This window comes from Deinococcus multiflagellatus, from assembly GCF_020166415.1.
GTDB classification, from domain to species: Bacteria; Deinococcota; Deinococci; order Deinococcales; family Deinococcaceae; genus Deinococcus; species Deinococcus multiflagellatus.
In genome coordinates this window covers 47,212-66,629 of record NZ_JAIQXV010000024.1, presented here as the reverse complement: position 1 = coordinate 66,629, position 19,418 = coordinate 47,212, and the positions used below count along the sequence as shown (strand labels likewise).

Sequence of the window (19,418 nt, the reverse complement as noted above, 5' to 3'; positions counted from 1 at the left end):
ATCAAGCAACGTCCCTGATGACGTGGCGTCCACATACAAGATGGGCAGAGGGTGCCCAAGATCTCCCTCTTCATCGACGCCCAGCACCCGACTGAGTGGAAGAATGGTCAGGATCACGAGTTCCGCCTGATTCTCTTGTGGAACTCGCTGCTGCCAAGCGGCATGGTAGGCGGCGTAGGTTGGGTCGAAGGTTCGGTCCTGACCATACAGGGTGCGATGTGACCTTGTCGGCCAGGAGTGATCAAGAGCGTCCCACTCACCTGATTCTGAATCGAGATAGGCGAAGTGACGCCGCAGTTCAAGGACCAGGTTGTCACGCATGTTCAGACACTGCACCTGATGAATGGCCCAAGGGGGATTGACGTCAAAGTCTGGAACAGCGGCAATGTCAGGGTAACGATCATCATCAGCGATCCGCAGGAGCACCTCTGTTCTGACGCGTTTGGTTGGCCCTCCGATCACGCGACCCACCCGTTTTCGCAGTGCCAGCATGGACTTCAACTCACTCTGCTTGGTGCGTTTGCGTGTTTGCAAGCTGATCCCAAAATACGCGAACAGCAGATGGTCATTCTTGGGCTGGAAGAGCATGTCTTCCAGCTCGGCCTTGCCCCACAGCTGGAACTCCTGCACGCCTGTCCCGATCAGGGCCAGGCGGAAGGCGTCATAGGCTTTCTTGCTGAAGTCACAGGCGGCCGCGAGGATGAAGCCGTAGGGCATATCCGGGCCCTGCACGCTCTCCTCCACGTAGCGCCGGACCTGCGTGGGGCCAATGCGCTTCTCGCGCTTGCACTGAATGATCCACTGGCGCCCAGGACTCACAAGGGGCGGGTCATCGTCATCGGATTCCTCAGGCAGGGGCGTGCGGCCCTGCTCGAACGCCCGAATGTCGATGCCGTCATCTGCGCCGCCCCGGCCAGTTGCCTCAATACTGGCCCATGACCGGAAATCATAAGCGAGTTGGCGCACCAGATCTTCAAAACGGTGTGGCTCCAAGTCTTCAAAGTGTAGAGGGTTGAGCGTTCGAGTGGCGCGGGCCATGGGTCATTCGAGCACACGAACCGTTGCTATTCGCCTCCAATGTCGGGCAAGCAAGGGCGAGAGCAGCTCAATCATGCTTGCTCCCATTGACAATCCTCTATGCGTTCTGTACATTACATCCATGGACTTCGATGGAACAGCGGTGGTATTCAAGGCGTTGGGGGACGTACACCGCCTCAGGGCCCTTCACTTCCTCGCCACCGTGGATGCCGGCTGCTGCTCCACCGGGCAGGGCGTGTGTACCTGCGACGTCCAGCAGATGCTCGGCCTGACCCAGCCCACCACCAGCCATCACATGAAGTTGCTGGTTGAGGCTGGTCTGGTCGAAACCGAGAAACGCGGGAAATGGACGTACTACACGCTCAGCGCCAAAGGCATGCTGATCGCCCGCACCGCTCTGGATGGATTGCTGGCAGCCGTGCCGCAGCAGCAAAAGGAGGCCGTATGAATCCCATGACCCTGGAGATCCTCGCCCGTGAGCATCATCAGCACCTGCTCTGGGTCGCCCGGCAGCAGCGCTGCGCTCACCTGGCCCGGCCGTTCACCTTCAAGTGGCCCTGGCCATTGAACGTCACTGCCCCTGCTGCTCCCTCCTGCGCCACCTGCTAATTTTTTACCTTTACTCATCGAAGAACGTCTATAAGGAGCCCTGCGATGACCCAGACCCTGACTGCCCCGATTCCCGGCCTGAGCGACCTCACCACGACTCAGGAGCTGATGACAGCCCTGAGAACCTTGCCCCAGCGGCCGCTGCAATTCCATCTCCACGGCGAAGTCCTGGTGCCCGCTGGATACCACGTCACGGAAGTCAAAGCCGTGACCATCGAAGCGATGGACTGCGGCGGGAAAGCCAACGCCTGGCGCGAGACGGTCATTCAGCTGATGGATGGCTCTGCGGAGGAAGCGAAGGCTGGGTTCATGACCAACCGGAAGTTCCTGGCGATCTACGACCGCGTGGTCAAGCACATTCCCGTGCGTGATGAAGCCGAGGTGCGCTTCGAGTACGGGAATGCCACGACCCCCGCGATGCAGTACCACGTGACGCACGTTGATATCGCGTCTGAACAGATCACGGTGCACCTGCGGACCCCTGGCGTGCAGTGCAAGGCGGGCGACAGCTGCGGCACACCGGCCGAGGCGACGTCCGATGGCTGCGCACCGGACTCTGGCTGCTGCGCCCCTCAGGCCCCCATTTCGCTGGGCTGATGATGGCCTCGCCAGCGTCCACGCGTCCCGTCGTGTGGACGCTGGCTCTTTTGTGCACGGTGAGCTACGGCGCCCTGTATTACGCTCAGCCGCTGCTCGCCGTCGCCACGGAACAGGCTTACGGCTGGACCCGGGTGCAGACCGGCTTCGCGTTTACGGCGGCGCTCCTCGTGAGTGCCGTCCTGGCACCCTGGTTTGGCCGTGTTCTGGACCGGCAGGGTGGACGGCTGTTGTTGAGTGGCGGTGCCCTGAGTGGCACCGTGGCTTTTCTCCTGTTGAGCCTGACGGACAGCTACGTGCTGTTCCTGTTGGGGTGGCTGCTCGCTGGTCTCGCCATGACCCTGACCTTCTACGAGGCCGTATTCACCGTCTTGGGGCAACAGGTCTCAGAGGCCCTCCGGACCCGGGCCACCCTCACGGTCACCTTGATCGCTGGACTGGCCAGCACCATCTTCGTGCCGCTCACGACGGTGTTGTTGCACGGGGCTGGGCTTCGGGTCACCCTGCTGGGATTGGCTGGCCTGCTGCTGGTCATGGCGGCGCTGGTGTGGCGGGTGATCCCAGAGCATGGCCAGGCCAGGAGGATGCGAAGCCATGCGTCGTTCACGCCTGACCCCGCCGCCCTGCAGTTGGCCGCCGGGCTGACGCTGGCCCGGATGGTCACGGTGGGCGTGGGACTGCAACTCGCGCCGCTGTTGTTAGCATCGGGATACAGCCCGGGAGAGGCCGCCGCACTGACCGGACTGCTGGGCCTCAGCGCCCTGCCCGGACGGGTGCTGTTCGTTCCCTGTGTGAAATGGGTGGGACCGGCGCCGCTGACCGTGGGGCTGCTGGGCGGGTTGGCCTTCGGGACATGGCTGCTGCTGAGTGTGCACAGTGGGGTGAAGGTCACAGGCGTGGTGCTGTTCGGGCTGGCCAGTGGGGCCCTGACGCTGGCCCGGTCAGAGTTGTTGGTCCGTGGGTATCCGGCAGCCGTGTATGGAGCAGTCAATGGCTGGCTGGCCCGGCCTGTCAATCTGGCGCAGGCCCTCACGCCACTGGTGATGGGTGGGTTGTTCACCTGGACCTCAGGCTATGGCCTGTCCTTGATGCTGTTGGGTGGCCTGGGAGGCATCGCCGCCTGGTTCGTCAGCAGCTATGCCGCAAAGACCGGCACACAACTTGGAGCCGCCGAACTTGGCCTCTTGGAATAAAACGACAGAATCACCAGTTGAACCGCCGTGCGGATATTGGGATGACCCGCATTGATCAGGTAATTGGCCTGTCCAGGGCCATACACCGTCAGCGGCAGAATCACAGACGGGACGCGCAGGACGGGTGAACTGCCCAGGTCATACCACTCGTCTCCAATGATTTGGGTGGCTGGGCTCAGGGGAGGGTCGTTCCAGTTGGGAGGCAGCGCCGAGGCGGGCAATTCGGCGATGGCATCTGGATCCACCGCGAGCGTGACATGCCCGTGGGGCACCCGGTGCAGCGCGCCGCTGCCCACTTGAACAATCACCTCCAGCAGGGCTTGCCCCAGGGTGTCACTGGCGTAGATGATGCGGCGGTCAAACTCGAGCGCGGGATCGGCACTGTTCCAGCGACCGCCAAACTTTGCGGCGCCGAAGCCATGGTCGGTGAGGAGGGGTTGGGTGGCGTACTGCAGTTTACTGACGCGGTGGAGGGTCAGGGTCACGTGTAGACGCCGTGCTCAAGCCTGCTCAGCACGGTCGTCACGTACTCGGCGCCTTCGGGCGGAAGGGCAAACTGAAGGGGGGTGCGGTGGCCAAAGGTGGCGCGCGGCGTCTGCAACCAGACGTGGGCGGCGTCCTTGTGCTCGAAGTACCGCTCCGCAGCTTCCGTCACCCGGGCCAGGTGGTACAGGTGCGTGCTGACGTCCGCGCTGAGTGCGCGGCCGGTGCGCCGGTAGCGGTGGTACGTACTGCTGCTCAGTTTCAGCAGTGACAGGGTCTCGGCCAGGCTCAACCCGAGGTGCGTGCCCAGCCGCTCGACAGTGGCTGGACTCAAGCCAGCATGCACCGCTTCACCAAGATCCAGGAGGGTGGTGGCCTTCAGCCCGAGCAGTGCGGTTCCGGGCAGGACAGGGGGGGTGCGGGTGGGCGTAAACGTCTGGGTCATGTTGTCAGCCTTCAGGGCGAGGAGAGCGCAAGCCGCTCCAGGCGGCGCTGGTCTCCCCTGCGAGCAAACCCCCGTACCAGACGGAGATTGACCTGCCGGGAAGCGAACCAGATCCGTGTGACCAGAACAGGGACGTGGTGACAGTGCCAACCCTGGCGGGGCACTGTGGGCTCGCGGCCTGTTCGTGGGCTTCCAGAGCCCCCGAACCCTGACGCCAGGTCAGGTGACCGGCACCGCTGGCGAGCGGTCCAGGGGCCGCTCGACTGGCAAGACCACCAGTGACTTCAGAAGAGCATTTTGAGAATGCGGAAATGTAATAGGTTGATCTGGCGTGCGCAGACCAGTTGGAACAGGTGGCCTGAGCCAGCCGCTGGCATGGCCTTCCGCGCCTCGGGGGCAGCGCAGGTCTATGGCCTGCATCACTTCCCTCATGCTGGGTCTATCTCAGTTTTACATCTGAACACATATTCATACATAATGACGGTATGCGTGTGCCTCCTGATGACCAGTCTGCCGCACCCCTCGACGTCCTCGTGATTGGTGGGGGCCAGGCGGGCCTCGCGGCCGGCTACCACCTCCAGCGCGCCGGGCGGACTTTCTGCATCCTCGATGCCAACGCCCGCACCGGCGACAGCTGGCGCGCGCGCTACGACTCCCTCGTGCTGTTCACCCCGGCCAAACGCAGCGCCCTGCCGGGGTTGCCCTTCCCCGGCGACCCTGAGCACTACCCCACCAAGGACGAGGTGGCCGACTACCTGCACGCTTACGTCCAGGCGTTTGAGCTTCCAGTCGCGCACGCGTCCCCCGTCCTGCACCTCCAGGCCACACCCACCGGATTCACCGCTGACACGCCGCAGGGCCACTGGACGGCCCGCGCGGTCGTGGTGGCCACTGGCCCCTTCCAGACGCCGCACACGCCTGCCTTCGCCCGCACCCTCGCACCCGACGTGGTCCAGTTGCACAGCAGCGCGTACCGGCGGCCCACCGACCTGCCCCCCGGCCGCGTGGTGGTGGTGGGTTCCGGCAACTCCGGCGCCCAAATTGCCCAGGAACTCAGCCGCACCCACACGGTCACGGTCGCGCAGGGCCGCCCTCAGCCCGCCCTGCCCCAGCGCCTGCTCGGGCGCGACATCTTTGATTGGCTCAGCGCCCTGGGCCTGCTGGAGGTCAAGGCCGCTTCACCCCTCGGCCGCGCCTTGCAGCGCCGGGACCCTGTGATTGGCACGAACCTCAGGCACCTAAGCCGGACCAGGCAGCTCCGGCTCGCGCCGCGGATCGTGGGCACGGCCGGCCGGGCGCTCATCACCCAGGACGGAGGGCGCCTGGAAACCGAGAGCGTACTCTGGGCCACCGGCTTCCGCCCGAACTACCGCTGGCTGGCAGTGGACGTGCTCACTGACCAGGGCCAGCCCATGCACGACGGCGGTGTCACCCGCGTTCCAGGCGTCTTCTTCGTGGGCCTTCCCTGGCAACGCACGCGGAATTCCGCTCTGCTGGGCGGGGTTGGGCAGGACGCCGAGCGGCTGATTGACCACCACCTGTCATCACCAGGGCCGCGCAGAACACCCTGAGATACCGCCAGCGGACAGACGACAACACGTGGGTGGAATCGGTGCGCTGCCGTCCCCGCAGTTTCAACAGCCCCTTTTCTCGAAAGCGGGTCAGTACCCTATCCAACAACACCTGCTCCGCATTGCCTGCAATCAATCGGGTACGGAACTCGCTCAGCACGCTGAAGTGAAACCCTGGATCATCCAGTTCCAGACCCAAGAGGTACTTGAGATCTATGCGCGCCCGTACCTGTTCCGCCGCCTGCCTGTCCGTCAAATTCTCTAGAAATTGAACAACCGTAATGAGCGCCAGACGCCAGGGGGGAAGGGCTGGGCGGCCACGCCCCGAAAAGAGCGTGGCGAAGTCCTCTGCTGCGTAGAGGGTGCCAAACTCGTCTCGTAGGGTGAGGTACAGGTTGCCTTTGGGGAAAGCGGCGCGGGCAATGCGGGCCGTGTCCTCGGGCACCGCGACAGGTCCAGTAGGGGACAACATGCCCTAGCTTGCCTGACCCCCACACGTGATTTTCACCCGATCAGGACAAGTCCAGCGTCGAAGATGAACTTCACAAGGAGGTCATTCGCTTTGCTCTCTCCTCTCCATCTGCGCGCGCGAGAACACCTCAAGGCCTTTCGCTTCCATGTGGACACCGGGATTCAAGTCCTGCGCCGCTGAACACGGAAGGGTGCCGGGCGCTTTAGGGACCTTCTGGGCTTTCCTTCGGTCTTCTCATCGGTTTGAGGCTGAGGATAGAGTGGAGGTTCTCCCCGCCACAGCCCTACCGGTTGTTCTTGCGCCCAAGGACGAGAAGCCCGAGTGCCGCGACGGCCACGGGCCAGTCGCCCCACCGGACGTACCCCGTGGTGCCCCGCTGCAGGGCGAAGCGCGCGGAGAGGGCGCCCGCACGGCGGGGCGGGAGCGCCTGCGTCACCCGCCCCCTGGGGTCAATCACGGCCGTCACGCCAATGTTGCCTGCGCGCAGCAGGTAACGCCGCGTTTCAATGGCGCGGACCCGGCCCATCGCGAAGTGTTGTTCCACGCCGGTTCCCGCATTGAACCAGCCGTCGTTGGAGGCGTTCACGAGCACGTCGGCGCCGCCCCGGACCAGGTGACGGGCGACGGAGGGAAAGACGCTCTCGTAACACACGTACGCGCCGTACGTGACCCCACGCAAACCCAGCGGCCGGTCAAGCTGTCCCTTCTGGAGGCCGGTGAGGTCGGGCAAGCCGAGCGCGCGAAACACCTGGTGGTAGAGCGGGGCGAGCGGCTCACGCAGCGGGAGGTACTCGGCAAAGGGAACGCGCTGGTGCTTGTCGTAGGCGCCAGTGAGCGTGGTGTCCCACGCTTCCATCCGGTTCTGTCCGGGGCGGGAGACGCCAATCAGGAGGGGGTGGGCCGGGAGGCGCGGCACGTCCAGCGCCGTGACCGCCGTTTCGGGCCAGATCACCACGTCCGAGGAGGCCCCTGCGCTGAGGCGGGTATAGAGGGGCAGCGGTTCGGCTGTGCCCTGCACTTTGTCGAGCGGATTGAGGTTGCCCTGCACCAGGAGGGCGCGGTGGGTGGGCGGCGTGACCTCAGGCCGGGTCAGGCCGTACAGCAGCGCCAGGGCCCAGATGGGCAGCGTCAGCGCGAGGGGCCGCACGCCCCCCGCCGTGAGGCGGGCGAGGGCCGCCGCCAGGCTGGTGACGAGGAGGCTGGCGAGCAGCACGCCGCCCAGGTCGGCGACCTGAATCAGCGGGGTGGGCAGGAGCGTGTAGCCGAGGGTGCCCCAGGGAAAGGCGAACGGGCCCAGGTGGCGCAGCCATTCCAGGAGCACCCACCCGAACGCCAGGCCCCACAGCCGCCCGGGAAGCGTGGGGAGCAGCGCAGTCACCATGAGGGCGAGCAGCGCATAGAAACCCCCTTCCAGGGCGAACAGCGGCAGGAACAGGAGGGCGCCCACCGCGCCGAACAGCGCGGCGAAGCTGAGGGGCAAGAACAGCAGGTGCAGGCCAAAAAAGGTGGTCATGCTCCAGAACAGCCGCGCAGCGGCGGCTGTGGGCCGAGCGGGTGTGCAGACCCACAGCAGCAGCGCGGCGAGGGGCAGGGGGGTCGCCGCACTCCAGGGGTGGGGCACAGCCGTCAGGGCCAGCAGGCTGCCCAGCAGCGCGGAGAACAGAACGCGCCCCAACGCCCCCAGGGGCCACGGTCGGCGCTTCCAGCTGAACCCACCGCGTCTCCCTGCACTTGATATCTGTACATCCACACAGATATCGTAAGCCATGACCGGTACGCCCCCCATTTCCGGCACGCCGCTGCGCTACTTCGTGGCGCGCATGGACTGTGCCGACTGCGCCCGCACGGTGCAGAGCGCCCTCAGCCGCCTGCCCGGCGTGGGTGACCCCAAGGTCAACTTCACCACGCAGACGCTGAGCCTGCGCCTCGACGAGGCGCAACTGCCCCGCGAGACACTGGAACGCACCCTCCGCGCCCTGGGCTATCCCCCCACGCTGGAGCCTGCGCCGGCCACCTCTGCCGGCCTGACCCTGCGCTACTTCGTGAACAACATGGACTGCGCGGACTGCGCGGGCAAGGTGCAAGGGGTCGTCTCCCGACTTCCCGGCGTGGGCGAGGCCAAGGTCAACTTCACCACGCAGGTGCTCAGCTTAACCCTGGATGAATCGCGCACCCCCCGCGCGCAGCTGGAGCAGGCCCTGCGCGCCATCGGCTACCCCCCCGAATTGCAATCGGACGCGCCCGTTCCCCCAGGCACCGCTTCCGCGCCTCGTCCCGCGCGGGTGGAGCTGCCCTGGTACCGAACCGCCAAGGGCCGCAACGTCCTGCTGACCGGGGGCCTGCTGGCCCTCGCGCTGCTGTTCAGCCTGGTCGCGCCGTCCCTCGCCTTCTGGGCGTACGCGGCCGCCACCCTGATCGGCGTGTGGCCGCTGGTGCTCAAAGCGCTGGCCAGCACCCGTCTGGGCGAGCCCTTCACCATCAACACCCTGATCAGTGTGGCCGCCATCGGGGCCATTGCCATCGGCGAAGCCGCCGAGGGCGCGCTGGTCGTGTTCCTGTTCGCGGTCGGCGAACTGCTGGAAAACATCGCGGCGGGCCGCGCCCGGGCCGGCATTCAGGCGCTGGCGGCCCTCGCGCCGAAAACGGCCCTGCTGCTGGACGGCGGCCAGACCCGCGAGGTGCCCGTCGAGCAGTTGCAGGTCGGTCAGCTGGTCCGCGTGCCGCCGGGCGGCCGCGTCCCCGCCGACGGCACCATCACCGAAGGCCACTCCAACCTCGACGACAGCCCCGTCACAGGCGAAAGCGTACCCGTCCACAAGGGCGCTGGCGATACCGTATACGCCGGCAGCATCAACACCGACGGCGTCCTGACCGTCCGCGTGGACCGGGGCGCGAGTGACAACACCATCGCGCGCATCATTCACCTCGTGGAGGAAGCCGAGTCCGCCAAAGCCCCCACCGCGCGCTTCATTGACCGCTTTTCCCGCTGGTACACGCCCGCCGCCATGCTGATCGCGCTGCTGTTCGCCGTCCTCCCCCCGCTGCTGTTCGGTCAGCCGTGGCACGAATGGATCTACAAGGGCGTCGCGCTGCTGCTGATCGCCTGCCCCTGCGCCCTGGTGCTCTCGGTGCCCGCCGCCGTGACCAGCGGCATCAGCGCCGGTGCCCGGCAGGGCCTGCTGATCAAGGGCGGGGCCGCCCTGGAAACCATCGGCAGCGTGAACACCATCGCGTTTGACAAGACCGGCACGCTGACCGAGAACAAGCCGCAGGTGACGGACATCGTGCCACTGGGCGCGGCCGAGCAGGAGGTCGTGACATTGGCCGCCGCCGTCGAAACAGGCAGCGCCCACCCACTCGCCAAAGCCATCCTCGGCCGTGCAGGCGACCTGAACATTCCCGCGGCGGACAACGCCCGGGCCATTCCCGGCAAGGCCGTCACCGCGACCGTCGGTGGCCGCGCCCTGGCCGTGGGCTCACCCCGCTACGCGCAGGACCTGGCGCCCCTGGCCCCCGACGTGCAGCGCCGCATTGAAGCGCTTGAACAGCAGGGGAAGACGGTCGTGGTGCTGCTGGACGGTCCCGTGCCCCTGGGACTGCTCGCCATCCGCGATGAGCCGCGCACGGACGCCAAAGCAGCCATCGCCAAGCTCCATGCCCTGGGGGTGCGCTCGGTCATGCTGACCGGCGACAACGCCCGCACCGGGCGCGCCATCGCGGGAGACCTCGGTCTCGATGTGGAAGCCGAACTGATGCCGGAAGACAAGCTGCGGCGCATCGCCGACCTCAAGCAGGGCGGCAAGATCGCCATGGTGGGCGACGGCATCAACGACGCGCCCGCGCTCGCGCAGAGTGACGTCGGGATCGCCATGGGCGGCGGCACGGACGTCGCGCTGGAAACGGCCGACGCCGCCCTGCTGCGGCACAGCGTCACGGGCGTCAGCGACCTCGTTCAGCTGTCCCGCGCCACCATGCGCAACATCCGCCAGAACGTCACCTTCGCCCTGGGGCTCAAGGCCATCTTCCTGGTGACCACGCTGCTCGGTATCACCGGCCTGTGGCCCGCCATCCTCAGCGACACGGGCGCCACCGTGCTCGTCACCGCCAACGCCCTGCGCCTGCTGCGCTTCCGCCCCAGTTGAACGGAGACGACATGCCCACCTCTGCCGGTCCCGCCCCCCTGCCTGTCCTCGGGAACCTCCTCGACTTCGGCCGTGACCCCCTGGGCTTCCTGGAACGCGTCACCCGCGAGTACGGCTGCGGCGTGAAGGTGCGCGTTGAAGCGGAGCGCGACACGTACATCGTCACGGACCCCGCGCAGGTCGAGGCGGTGCTGCTCAACACCGGCCGCGCCTTTCAGAAGGGATACCAGCGTCACCCGCTCATGCGGCTGGTGCTGGGCAACGGCCTCGTGACGAGCGAAGGCGACTTCTGGTTGCGGCAGCGCCGCCTGGCCCAGCCCGCCTTCCACCGCGCCCGCATCGCGTCGTACGGCGAGAGTATGGTGCGCTTCGCCGACCGCATGGGCAGCGGATGGCGTGACGGGCAGGAACTCAACCTCAGCGAAGCGATGATGCACCTCACCATGGAGATCATCACGCAAACCGTGTTTGACGTTGACCTGCATGGTGACCCCCGAGCGCAGCACGTGGGTCGCGCGGTGAACACCCTGCTCGACGAGTACGGGCATCAGATGACGAGCGCCGTGCGCGCCCTGATGGAGCGCCTGCCCGTGCACCTTCCCGTGCCCGGCGAAGGGCGATTGCGCCGGGCGGTGCAGGAACTGGACGCCCTGATGCTCGCCCTGGTGGCCGAACGCCGCGCGGAGGGCCGCGACCACGGCGACCTGCTCTCCATGTTCCTGGACGCCCGGGACGAGGACGGCACCGGCATGACCGACGCGCAACTGCGCGACGAACTCGTGACGCTGTTCCTCGCGGGTCATGAGACCACCGCCAACGCCCTGACCTGGGCCTTTTTCCTGCTGAGTCAGCACCCGGAAGTGGAAGCGAAGCTGCATACGGAACTCCGCGCCGTGCTGAGCGGCCGCCTTCCCACCCCACAGGACCTGGCGCACCTCACCTACACCGGCCAGGTGGTGAAGGAAGTCCTGCGGCTGTACCCGCCCGTCTGGTGGTTGTCGCGCGAACCGCTGGCGGACTGGCTTTGCGACGACATCCTGATTCCGGCGGGCGCAGAGGTCGGCATCAGCCCGTGGGTGATGCACCGGGAAGCGCAGTTCTACCCGGACCCCCTCGCCTTCCGCCCGGAGCGCTGGACTCCTGAATTCGAGGCCGGGTTGCCCCGGTACGCGTACTTTCCCTTTGGAGGCGGACCCCGACTGTGCATCGGGAACAACTTTGCCCTGATGGAGGCGGCGCTCGTCCTCGCGACAGTTGCCGGACGGTTTCGCATTGAGGTACCGGAGCCGAGCCGCGTGGTGCCCGATCCCTCTCTGACGCTGCGGCCTAAAGGCGGCCTGCGCGTACGGCTGCACGCCAGACAGGAAACACCCTGACTGTGCCCCCGAATTTGATTACCGCCCCGATGCAGCGGGAAGACCCGGTCCTCCCGCTCCGCCGACCTGGAGGTTCCCCATGAAGCACGTGACCGTCTACACCGTGCCTGGCTGCGCGTCCTGCGAAGCGATCAAACGCTTCCTCGCGGCGCGTCAGGTGCCCTACACCGAGAAGAACGTCCGTGAGGACCCGGCAGCCCTGGCCGAGATGCAGGCCAAGGCGAAGGTCCGCATCGCGCCCGTCACGGTGATCGGTGACCAGGCCTTCTACGGCACCTTTGACGATCAACGCCCCTTACTGGAGGCCGCCCTGCGAGACAATGACGTATGACCACCACACCTGATGTGAAGACCGAGCGCGCTGCGGACTGCGAAATTCACTGCGTTCACCCGGACGCGGTCGCGCGGGCCCTGGCGCAACTGCCAAGCGACGCGCTGATTGAACGCGCCACCACCCTCACCAAGGTGGTGTCGGACCCCACACGGCTGCGCATCCTCTCCGCCCTCGCGCTCGAAGAGCTGTGCGTGTGCGATCTGGCCGTAATCGCGGGCATCAACGAGTCCACCATGAGCCACCAGCTGCGGCACCTGCGCGCCCTGGGCCTGGTGACCTTCAAGAAAGTGGGCCGCATCGCCTACTACCGACTGGCGAGCACCCACGTCACGCGGCTTATCGCGGACATGCTGGAGCACGCCGAAGCCATGTGAGGAAAGGGGTACACCAGACCCCCGTTCCGCCCTCGCTCTTTCCCCAAGGACCCTTCTCTTGAACGATTTCATTGCCGCCGCCCTCCTGGGACTCGTCGAGGGCATCACCGAGTTTTTACCTGTGTCCTCCACGGGGCACCTCATTGTCGCTGCAGATCTACTGAATTTTCGGGATGCAGGAGGCACGTTCGAGATCGTGATTCAGCTGGGCGCGGTGCTTGCCGTCATTGTGTATTACGCCCGCGACCTGTTGGACCAAGCGCGCGCACTACCCACCAGTGCGGATGCGCGCCGTCTATGGCTGGGCATTGCCCTGGCCTTTGTGCCCGCTGCGGTGCTGGGCTTGTTGTTCAGCGATGCGATCACGCGTTACCTGTTCTCTCCCGTGACCGTGGCCGTTTCCTTGATGGTCGGTGGTGTCGTGTTGTGGTGGATTGAGGGCCGGGCCTTTACAGCACGGACCACCACACTGACTCAGGTCACCCCCCGCCAAGCGCTGCTGGTCGGATGTGCGCAGTGTCTCGCGCTAGTTCCAGGTGTGTCTCGGAGCGCCTCCAGCATTATCGGCGGTCTGCTGACGGGACTCGACCGGCCCACCGCCACCGCGTTCTCGTTCTATCTGTCCATTCCGACCCTCGGTCTGGCCACCTTGTATGCCCTGGTCAAAGGGCGTGAGGCGCTGGACAGCACACAGTTTGGTCCATTGTTCGTCGGACTGGGGGTGTCGTTTGCCACCGCGCTTATCGTGATGGGATGGTTGTTGCGGTACGTCTCACGGCACGACTTCCGAGGCTTTGCGGTGTACCGTATCGTAGCGGGCATCGCCATTCTAGGGTGGGCGTTATGGCGCTGAAATCGTCCGCGCGCTTTCGTCGCCCGGCATATCTTCTGGGCGTCTTGCTGTGCATCCTGCTGGATCAGGCGCTCAAGCTCTGGACGGTACAAACGTTCGCAGAGGGGGAATTTCGCGATTTTATCCCGGGCGTGCTCAGCTTGGGACTCGTGTACAACACGGGTGCGGCGTGGAGCCTCTTTTCGGGTGCAGCCCTTCCGCTTGCCGCGCTCCGCGTGGTGGTGGGGACTGCACTGGTTGTGTACCTTCTGCGCCGCCCCGTTCCGCCTCTGACGGGCGTGGCCCTCACCCTGATTGCAGGGGGAGCACTCAGCAATGCACTGGACGGTTGGCGTCTGGGGAAGGTCGTGGACACGTTGTCGTCCCACACGTTCTCAGCGGTCACGCGCCTGTTCGGGCAGGGCAATTTCCCCATCTTCAATCTGGCAGACATTTGGGTGGTGTCGGGGACCGCGTTGGTCATGCTCATCAGCTTTCGCCGCAAGTCCGCTTCATCTCCATCCACCTCACGTCACCGTTCCCCTTAAGCAGGAGACGCACGTGATGATCAAAAGCCACGCTGAAGACTGAAAGTACGGTGTGAACTGAATCCTGAGCATCCACCAATGAGGGCCGGCCCATGCTTAACCTGATCTCCTTTTCCTCAAGCGCCCTGGGAGCGCTGGGCCAGCTCGGTCTGCTGGGCGCGCTCGCCTTTACGCTGCTGGGCACCTGGCTGGCGTTCCTGGGGGGCGTCCGGGGCGACGCGCGGGCCACCGAGGCGGCGCGGCGGGCGGTCTGGGCGGTGTTCGCCCTGGCCTCCCTGAGCGTCCTGACCCTGATGGTCGCCCTGCTGCGCGACGACTTTTCGGTGCGCTACGTGGCCGAGCATTCCATGCGGGCCTCGCCCACCTGGGTCAAGGTCACGGCCCTGTGGGGCGCGCTGGAGGGCAGCATCCTGCTGTGGGCCTGGCTGCTCGCCGGGTACGCCTTTCTCCTGAGCCTGACCCTGCGCCGCGACGCCCTGCGGCCCTGGGCGCTGGGTACCATGTTTCTCAGCCTGCTGTTTTTCGTGGGCGTGTGCGCCTCGGTCGCCAGTCCCTTCACGCCGCTCGCGCAGCTTCCTGCGGACGGGCGCGGTCCCAACCCCGCGCTGCAAAACCACTGGATGATGGCCGTTCACCCGGTGCTGCTGTACCTGGGCTTCGTGGGCCTGAGCGTGCCCTTCGCCTACGCGGTAGCGGCGCTCGTGACAGGGCGACTGTCTGACCACTGGGTCGTGGTGACGCGGCGCTGGACGCTGATCGCCTGGGCCTTGCTGACGGCGGCCATCGTGGCGGGCGGCTGGTGGAGCTACGAAACGCTGGGCTGGGGCGGCTACTGGGCCTGGGACCCGGTGGAAAACGCCTCCTTTATTCCCTGGCTGCTCACCACGGCTTTCCTGCACTCCATCCAGATTCAGGAGCGGCGGGGACTGATGCGCGCGTGGAACGTGTGGCTGATCGTGCTGGCCTATGCGTCCACGGTGCTGGGCACCTTCCTGAACCGCTCGGGGATCGTGCAGAGCGTCCACGCCTTTGCGGGCGGGCCGGTGGGACCGGTGTTTCTGGGCTTTCTGGCCTTTCTGCTCGTCCTTGGCGTCGGGCTGGCAGCGTGGCGCGCCCCCCACCTGCGCGACGAGGCCGAGGCTCCCGCGCCCCTCAGCCGTGAGGGTGCGTTCCTGGCCGGAAACTGGCTGTTTCTGGTGTTCGCGGTGATGGTGCTGGTCGGCACCCTCTTTCCCACCCTCGTCGAAGCCGTGCAGGGACGGCGCGACGCGTCCGTGGGTCCAGCCTTCTACAACGCCTTTGCGATTCCGCTGGGGCTGGGCCTGCTGCTGCTCATGGGCGTGGGGCCGCTGCTCCCGTGGCGGCGAGCGGAGGGGCAAACCCTGTGGCGGGCGCTGTGGCCACTGCTGCTCTCGGGGCTGGGAGCGGCGCTCATGGCGTTTGCCTTTGGCCTGCGTGGCTGGGGCGTGCTGGGCACCGTGGCCCTTGGGGCATACAACCTCGTGGGGCTGAGCGTTCTGACTGCGCGGGCCTTACGGGAACGGCGGCAGGCGGGGCGTGGCGGGGGCTTTCCTGCCCTCGTCGCCGAGCAGCCCCGGCGCTACGGCGCGTATCTCGCGCATATCGGCCTGGTCGTGATGGCGCTGGGGCTGGCGTTCTCGGGGGCCTACCGCCAGGACGCCCAGACCACACTGAACGTGGGAGCCGCGCCCACCCGCCTGCTGCACGAGACCCTGGCGCTGGAGGCCATACGAACAGACACCAAACTCTACGGGCGGTCCACCATCGCGCGCGTACAGATTGACGGGCGGCCCTTCGAGGCCCGGCTGAACACCTACCTCCAGGGCGGCAATACCGCCTTTGCCTCTCCCGCTGTGCGGTACGGCGTACTGAGCGACACTTACCTTGTCGTGACCACCTTTGATCCGGGGGGCCGCTGGGCCAGCGTGCGCCTGATCGAGAGTCCCCTCGTCTCTTGGATCTGGTGGGGCACCCTCATCATGGTGCTGGGCGCTGGCTTGACCCTCGTTTCTCCCCGCCGGGCCGCTGTGCGCGTTTCTGCGCCGCGGGCGGCTCCGGCCACGGACTGAGAGAACAACCATGACCAACACTTCTCCCCTCCCCAATCCTGCTCCGTTATGGAGGCGGCTCTTACCTCCTCTGATCGCGGCCTCGCTGGTCGGTGTGCTGGGCGCGGCGCTGCTCAGTCCGTCGCGCAACGCGACCACAGGCGGGCCGCTCGTCGGCAAGCCTGCTCCCGCCTTTACCCTTGAAGGTCTGGACGGCACCAAAGTGAGCCTGGCCTCCCTGAAGGGCCGTCCCGTCGTTCTGAATTTCTGGGCTTCGTGGTGCAGCCCATGCCGCGAGGAAGCGCCCCTCTTCCGCGATCTCAGCGAGCGGCAGGGCCCAGGCCAGGGCTTGGCCGTCGTGGGTATCCTGTTTCAGGAAACCCAGGAGCAAAACGCCCGCGACTTTATCCGCGAGTTCGCGCTCGCGTATCCCAGTCTGCGCGATCTCAAGTCGGATACCGCGATCAACTACGGCGTCGCAGGTATTCCAGAGACCTTTTTTATTGATCGCCAGGGCACCATTCAGCATGCGGACCGGGGCGGCTTAAACCGCGAGCGACTCAACATAGGCCTCGAAAAGATCGGGGTGACTGGACTGTGAGACCCGGTGCGTGGCTCGTGGCTTGCAGCCTGCTCCTCTCCGGCGCCCTCGCCATCACCCCAGCGCAAAAGGCACGCGCCAATGCCTTGGGCAATAATCTGCGCTGCCCGATCTGCACTGGCCTGCCTATCACTGAGAGTACCAACGACCTGAGTGTGCAGATGCTGCGCGAGGTACGCAAGCAGATAGCGGCGGGGCACAGCAACCGTGAGATTTACGCTTACTTCACTGCGCGCTACGGAAACTTTGTGCTGCTCGACCCGCCCAAGGAGGGAAGGAACCTGCTGCTGTGGGGCACGCCACCTGCGGCACTGGCAGCGGGTGGCGCAGTGCTGTGGAAGGTCCTGCGGCGTAGACGTCAGGCAAATGAATCTACTCCAGCCGCCGCCACACCGAACTCTGATGAACCATTCGACTCCTTTCTGGCCAAAGTGCGGCGCGAGACGCGCCCATCAGCGAGGCAGTGCAGGGAGCAAGACACGGAGAGCCACGCGTGACCCTGAGCGTGGCACTGCTGGTCCTGGTCGTCCTCGTCTCCCTCTTTCTCGTGCTGGAGCCGATGCGGGCCGACGCAGCGGCAGATCCCGACGCTGCCGAGCGGTCGCGGCTAGAGGCCGAGCGAGACCGCCTCTACGGTGAACTTGCGGCGCTGGAGGACGAGACGCGCCGCCCTGACCTGGAACGCCGCGCAGCCCTGACCCTGCGGGCGCTCGACGCCCTGCCGCCCGCTCCCCGCATTGGGGGGCGGGTGCGTCCGTTCGCGCTCGCGGGGGCGGGCCTCGCTGTGGCCCTCACGGTGGCCGGGGGCTTGACCTTCGTGCCGCGCTGGCAGCTCGCCTCGCTCTCCGCCGGAGAGGCCGAGGATGTCCGGAACGTTCTCGCACTGCCGGAGTTGCGCCGCCGGGCCGAAGCCTCGGGCAATCAGGCCGGGTACCTCGCGTGGGGCAAGGCGGCCTTCGACTCCGGGCAGTACGACCAGGCGGTGCAGGCGTATGGGAGCGCCCTGAAGCTCGACGCCCGCCAGCCCGAGGCGCTGCGGCGGCTGGGCATCCTGCTGCTGACGCGCCCCGACTCGTCCGGGCAGCCCGCGAAGCCGGAGGAGGCGCGTCAGGCGTTCCTCCTTATCCGCACCGCCGCGCAGCTCGCGCCGAGTGAGCCGGAGTCTCAACTGCTGTTGGGCTTTGCGCTCGCGCGCTTCGGACAGGACCGCAACGCGCTGGCAGCCCTGGAGCGCTACCGCACCCTCGATCCGAAGGGAAGAGACGCCGACGAGATGATCACTTCCCTTCGCGCCCGCCAGAATGAGGACGATCCCGGCCTGCGGGTCTACGCTGCGAGCTGCGCGAGCTGCCACGGCCCAAACGGCGCGGGCGGCGCGCTCGGACCCAGCCTGCGCGCCTCTACCCTGACGCGAGCGGCGCTGCGGAGCGTGATCGTAAACGGCAAGGGCGTGATGCCCGCCTACCCTGACCTGAAGTCCGCTGAGCTGAATGCCCTGCTGGAGCTGCTGGAGCGCTGGCAGCGGGAAAGGCCGTAAGTACAGACTTCCCATCCACCAAGGTCCTCCATCGTTCGGACCTACGCACGTGTTGATTCTCTCAACACGTAGATGCGAGGGTCAGTAGACCTCTTGCGAAAGTCATGATTAGCGGGCCTAGGTGAGATTGCATAGAGCTGCGATGAGCTGAACTCGGAGCGCAAACCGGCGCCGCCGATGTCTGTACACGCCCTTCAACACGCGGAAGATCTTCATACGACGGATCACATGCAGGGTCCCCTGCCGGGTATAGGCCAGCACACGGTTCTCCTGGCGCCACAATAACTGTTCCGTCCGAGTCTGAATCAGGACGCCAGGGAGGACAAGGGTTTAGAGTCGACCTTGCAGCCATGAGGGCATGAGCTGCAAGGTCAGGCTGGCAAGGCGGGTGAACTGATCACTGACCATAAGGAAGCCCGTGGCCACCAGAATGACACCCCCCACGCGTTCTACTCCTACGCTATAGCGCTGTAGGGCACGTAGATTTACCCGTTGCCACAGCAAGGCAATCAAGATGAATGGCACCGCTAGACCAAGGCTGTAGGCACCGAGCAGCGTCACGCCGGTTGATAAACTGGCACTGCTGGCTGCGAGGCCCAGTACGCTTCCCAGGACTGGGCCAATGCAGGGACTCCACCCGAACCCGAATGCCACGCCAAGGATCAGCGGACCAGACGTCTTGCCTGGTGCCAGGCCACTGCGGTAGTCCCGCTCAAGCAGAGGAAGACGAACCAGACCGAGCATGAATAAGCCAAACACAATCATGACCACGCCCCCTGCACGTCCCAGCACTATTTTATGGGGTGCGAGGTAGGCACCCAAGGTGCTGGCGGTTGCTCCAAGCGCGAGGAACACCAGCGTGAAGCCCGCAATAAATCCCAGTGCGCGTTTCAGCGGTGAGCGTGCGCCTCCCAGAACACCAACGTACGACGGCAGCAGCGGCAGGACACAGGGAGATAAACACGACAAGAGCCCCGCCAAGAAGGCCAGGGTGAAGGTAGGCGTCACGGCTGCCTCCACAGGCAACCTTGTTGCTGAGATCGCGCTTCCACAATCAGCAGGTCACCCGGCCGGTAGGTCCAATTGGGGTCTGCGCCGCAGCACAGCCGTATGCGAATGGGCCTCCGCGCACGAGACCATGTTCCGCTGCGAAAGTTCATGTTTGCCTGCAGTTCCTGTTGTGCTTGATAGCTGTAC

Annotated in this window: 20 protein-coding genes and 1 pseudogene; 15 read left to right on the top strand and 6 right to left on the bottom strand. The window is 65.9% G+C overall.

What is annotated here, in order from left to right:
• The coding region (locus K7W41_RS20835; RefSeq protein WP_263489997.1) for a restriction endonuclease at positions 1 to 993 on the bottom strand (993 nt) is incomplete at its 3' end.
• A 166-nt stretch (positions 994 to 1,159) separates the two neighbouring features.
• Here K7W41_RS20835 and K7W41_RS20830 point away from each other — a divergent pair.
• The 4 genes from K7W41_RS20830 to K7W41_RS20815 are packed head-to-tail and all read left to right on the top strand — an operon-like array spanning position 1,160 to position 3,437.
• The gene (locus K7W41_RS20830) at positions 1,160 to 1,486 is read left to right on the top strand and encodes an ArsR/SmtB family transcription factor (RefSeq protein ID WP_107139234.1); all 327 of its coding nucleotides are present in this window, start codon (positions 1,160 to 1,162) and stop codon (positions 1,484 to 1,486) included.
• 5 nt (positions 1,487 to 1,491) lie between these two features.
• Positions 1,492 to 1,647 (top strand): hypothetical protein, encoded by a 156-nt coding sequence (locus K7W41_RS20825; protein WP_158263839.1) that lies wholly within the window; start codon positions 1,492 to 1,494, stop codon positions 1,645 to 1,647.
• A gap of 45 nt (positions 1,648 to 1,692) precedes the next feature.
• Positions 1,693 to 2,244, top strand: a complete 552-nt coding sequence (locus K7W41_RS20820) for a DUF6428 family protein (RefSeq protein WP_224612249.1) — start codon at positions 1,693 to 1,695, stop codon at positions 2,242 to 2,244.
• Complete coding sequence (locus K7W41_RS20815; RefSeq protein ID WP_224612248.1) at positions 2,244 to 3,437, top strand: MFS transporter; 1,194 nt, start codon at positions 2,244 to 2,246, stop codon at positions 3,435 to 3,437. The genes K7W41_RS20820 and K7W41_RS20815 overlap by 1 nt, the downstream gene beginning before the upstream one ends.
• Here the strand turns inward: K7W41_RS20815 and K7W41_RS20810 are convergent.
• The gene (locus K7W41_RS20810) at positions 3,380 to 3,922 is read right to left on the bottom strand and encodes an RES family NAD+ phosphorylase (RefSeq protein WP_224612247.1); all 543 of its coding nucleotides are present in this window, start codon (positions 3,920 to 3,922) and stop codon (positions 3,380 to 3,382) included. The genes K7W41_RS20815 and K7W41_RS20810 overlap by 58 nt on opposite strands.
• Positions 3,919 to 4,365: a type II RES/Xre toxin-antitoxin system antitoxin gene (gene parS, locus K7W41_RS20805; RefSeq protein WP_107139238.1), complete on the bottom strand. Its 447-nt coding sequence runs from the start codon at positions 4,363 to 4,365 to the stop codon at positions 3,919 to 3,921. The genes K7W41_RS20810 and parS overlap by 4 nt, the downstream gene beginning before the upstream one ends.
• Positions 4,366 to 4,850: 485 nt before the next feature.
• On the opposite strand from parS, the gene K7W41_RS20800 reads away from it, so the two are divergent.
• Entirely contained in the window at positions 4,851 to 5,936 is a 1,086-nt protein-coding gene (locus tag K7W41_RS20800) for a flavin-containing monooxygenase (protein ID WP_224612246.1), read from the top strand.
• A 10-nt stretch (positions 5,937 to 5,946) separates the two neighbouring features.
• Here the strand turns inward: K7W41_RS20800 and K7W41_RS20795 are convergent.
• Both K7W41_RS20795 and lnt read right to left on the bottom strand, forming a co-directional pair.
• Positions 5,947 to 6,408 (bottom strand): annotated as a pseudogene (locus tag K7W41_RS20795) (transposase); the annotation flags it as partial.
• A gap of 283 nt (positions 6,409 to 6,691) precedes the next feature.
• Positions 6,692 to 8,083, bottom strand: coding sequence for an apolipoprotein N-acyltransferase (gene lnt, locus K7W41_RS20790; RefSeq protein ID WP_224612245.1), 1,392 nt, complete (start codon positions 8,081 to 8,083; stop codon positions 6,692 to 6,694).
• Positions 8,084 to 8,174: 91 nt separating this feature from the next.
• Between lnt and K7W41_RS20785 the strand changes: the two genes are divergently transcribed.
• The 10 genes from K7W41_RS20785 to K7W41_RS20740 all read left to right on the top strand — a co-directional run bounded on the left by K7W41_RS20785 (position 8,175) and on the right by K7W41_RS20740 (position 18,221).
• A complete protein-coding gene (locus tag K7W41_RS20785; RefSeq protein ID WP_224612244.1) occupies positions 8,175 to 10,550 on the top strand; it encodes a heavy metal translocating P-type ATPase in 2,376 nt (791 codons plus the stop codon).
• A gap of 11 nt (positions 10,551 to 10,561) precedes the next feature.
• Entirely contained in the window at positions 10,562 to 11,926 is a 1,365-nt protein-coding gene (locus K7W41_RS20780; RefSeq protein WP_224612242.1) for a cytochrome P450, read from the top strand.
• A gap of 79 nt (positions 11,927 to 12,005) precedes the next feature.
• Positions 12,006 to 12,257 (top strand): glutaredoxin family protein, encoded by a 252-nt coding sequence (locus K7W41_RS20775; protein WP_224612240.1) that lies wholly within the window; start codon positions 12,006 to 12,008, stop codon positions 12,255 to 12,257.
• Complete coding sequence (locus K7W41_RS20770; protein WP_224612238.1) at positions 12,254 to 12,634, top strand: ArsR/SmtB family transcription factor; 381 nt, start codon at positions 12,254 to 12,256, stop codon at positions 12,632 to 12,634. Before K7W41_RS20775 ends, K7W41_RS20770 begins: the two co-directional genes overlap by 4 nt.
• 58 nt (positions 12,635 to 12,692) lie before the next feature.
• Positions 12,693 to 13,487 (top strand): undecaprenyl-diphosphate phosphatase, encoded by a 795-nt coding sequence (locus K7W41_RS20765; protein ID WP_224612236.1) that lies wholly within the window; start codon positions 12,693 to 12,695, stop codon positions 13,485 to 13,487.
• Positions 13,478 to 14,014 (top strand): signal peptidase II, encoded by a 537-nt coding sequence (lspA, locus tag K7W41_RS20760; protein ID WP_224612234.1) that lies wholly within the window; start codon positions 13,478 to 13,480, stop codon positions 14,012 to 14,014. Before K7W41_RS20765 ends, lspA begins: the two co-directional genes overlap by 10 nt.
• Positions 14,015 to 14,106: 92 nt before the next feature.
• Positions 14,107 to 16,104, top strand: a complete 1,998-nt coding sequence (locus K7W41_RS20755; RefSeq protein ID WP_224612232.1) for a heme lyase CcmF/NrfE family subunit — start codon at positions 14,107 to 14,109, stop codon at positions 16,102 to 16,104.
• 10 nt (positions 16,105 to 16,114) lie between these two features.
• On the top strand, positions 16,115 to 16,684 hold the full coding sequence (locus tag K7W41_RS20750) for a TlpA family protein disulfide reductase (RefSeq protein WP_224612231.1): 570 nt from the start codon (positions 16,115 to 16,117) through the stop codon (positions 16,682 to 16,684).
• A gap of 17 nt (positions 16,685 to 16,701) precedes the next feature.
• Entirely contained in the window at positions 16,702 to 17,181 is a 480-nt protein-coding gene (locus K7W41_RS20745; protein ID WP_224612230.1) for a cytochrome c-type biogenesis protein, read from the top strand.
• Complete coding sequence (locus K7W41_RS20740; RefSeq protein ID WP_224612229.1) at positions 17,178 to 18,221, top strand: c-type cytochrome; 1,044 nt, start codon at positions 17,178 to 17,180, stop codon at positions 18,219 to 18,221. The genes K7W41_RS20745 and K7W41_RS20740 overlap by 4 nt, the downstream gene beginning before the upstream one ends.
• Positions 18,222 to 18,551: 330 nt before the next feature.
• Here the strand turns inward: K7W41_RS20740 and K7W41_RS20735 are convergent, their stop codons facing one another.
• Positions 18,552 to 19,229: a cytochrome c biogenesis CcdA family protein gene (locus K7W41_RS20735; protein ID WP_224612228.1), complete on the bottom strand. Its 678-nt coding sequence runs from the start codon at positions 19,227 to 19,229 to the stop codon at positions 18,552 to 18,554.
• Positions 19,230 to 19,418: the final 189 nt, after the last annotated feature.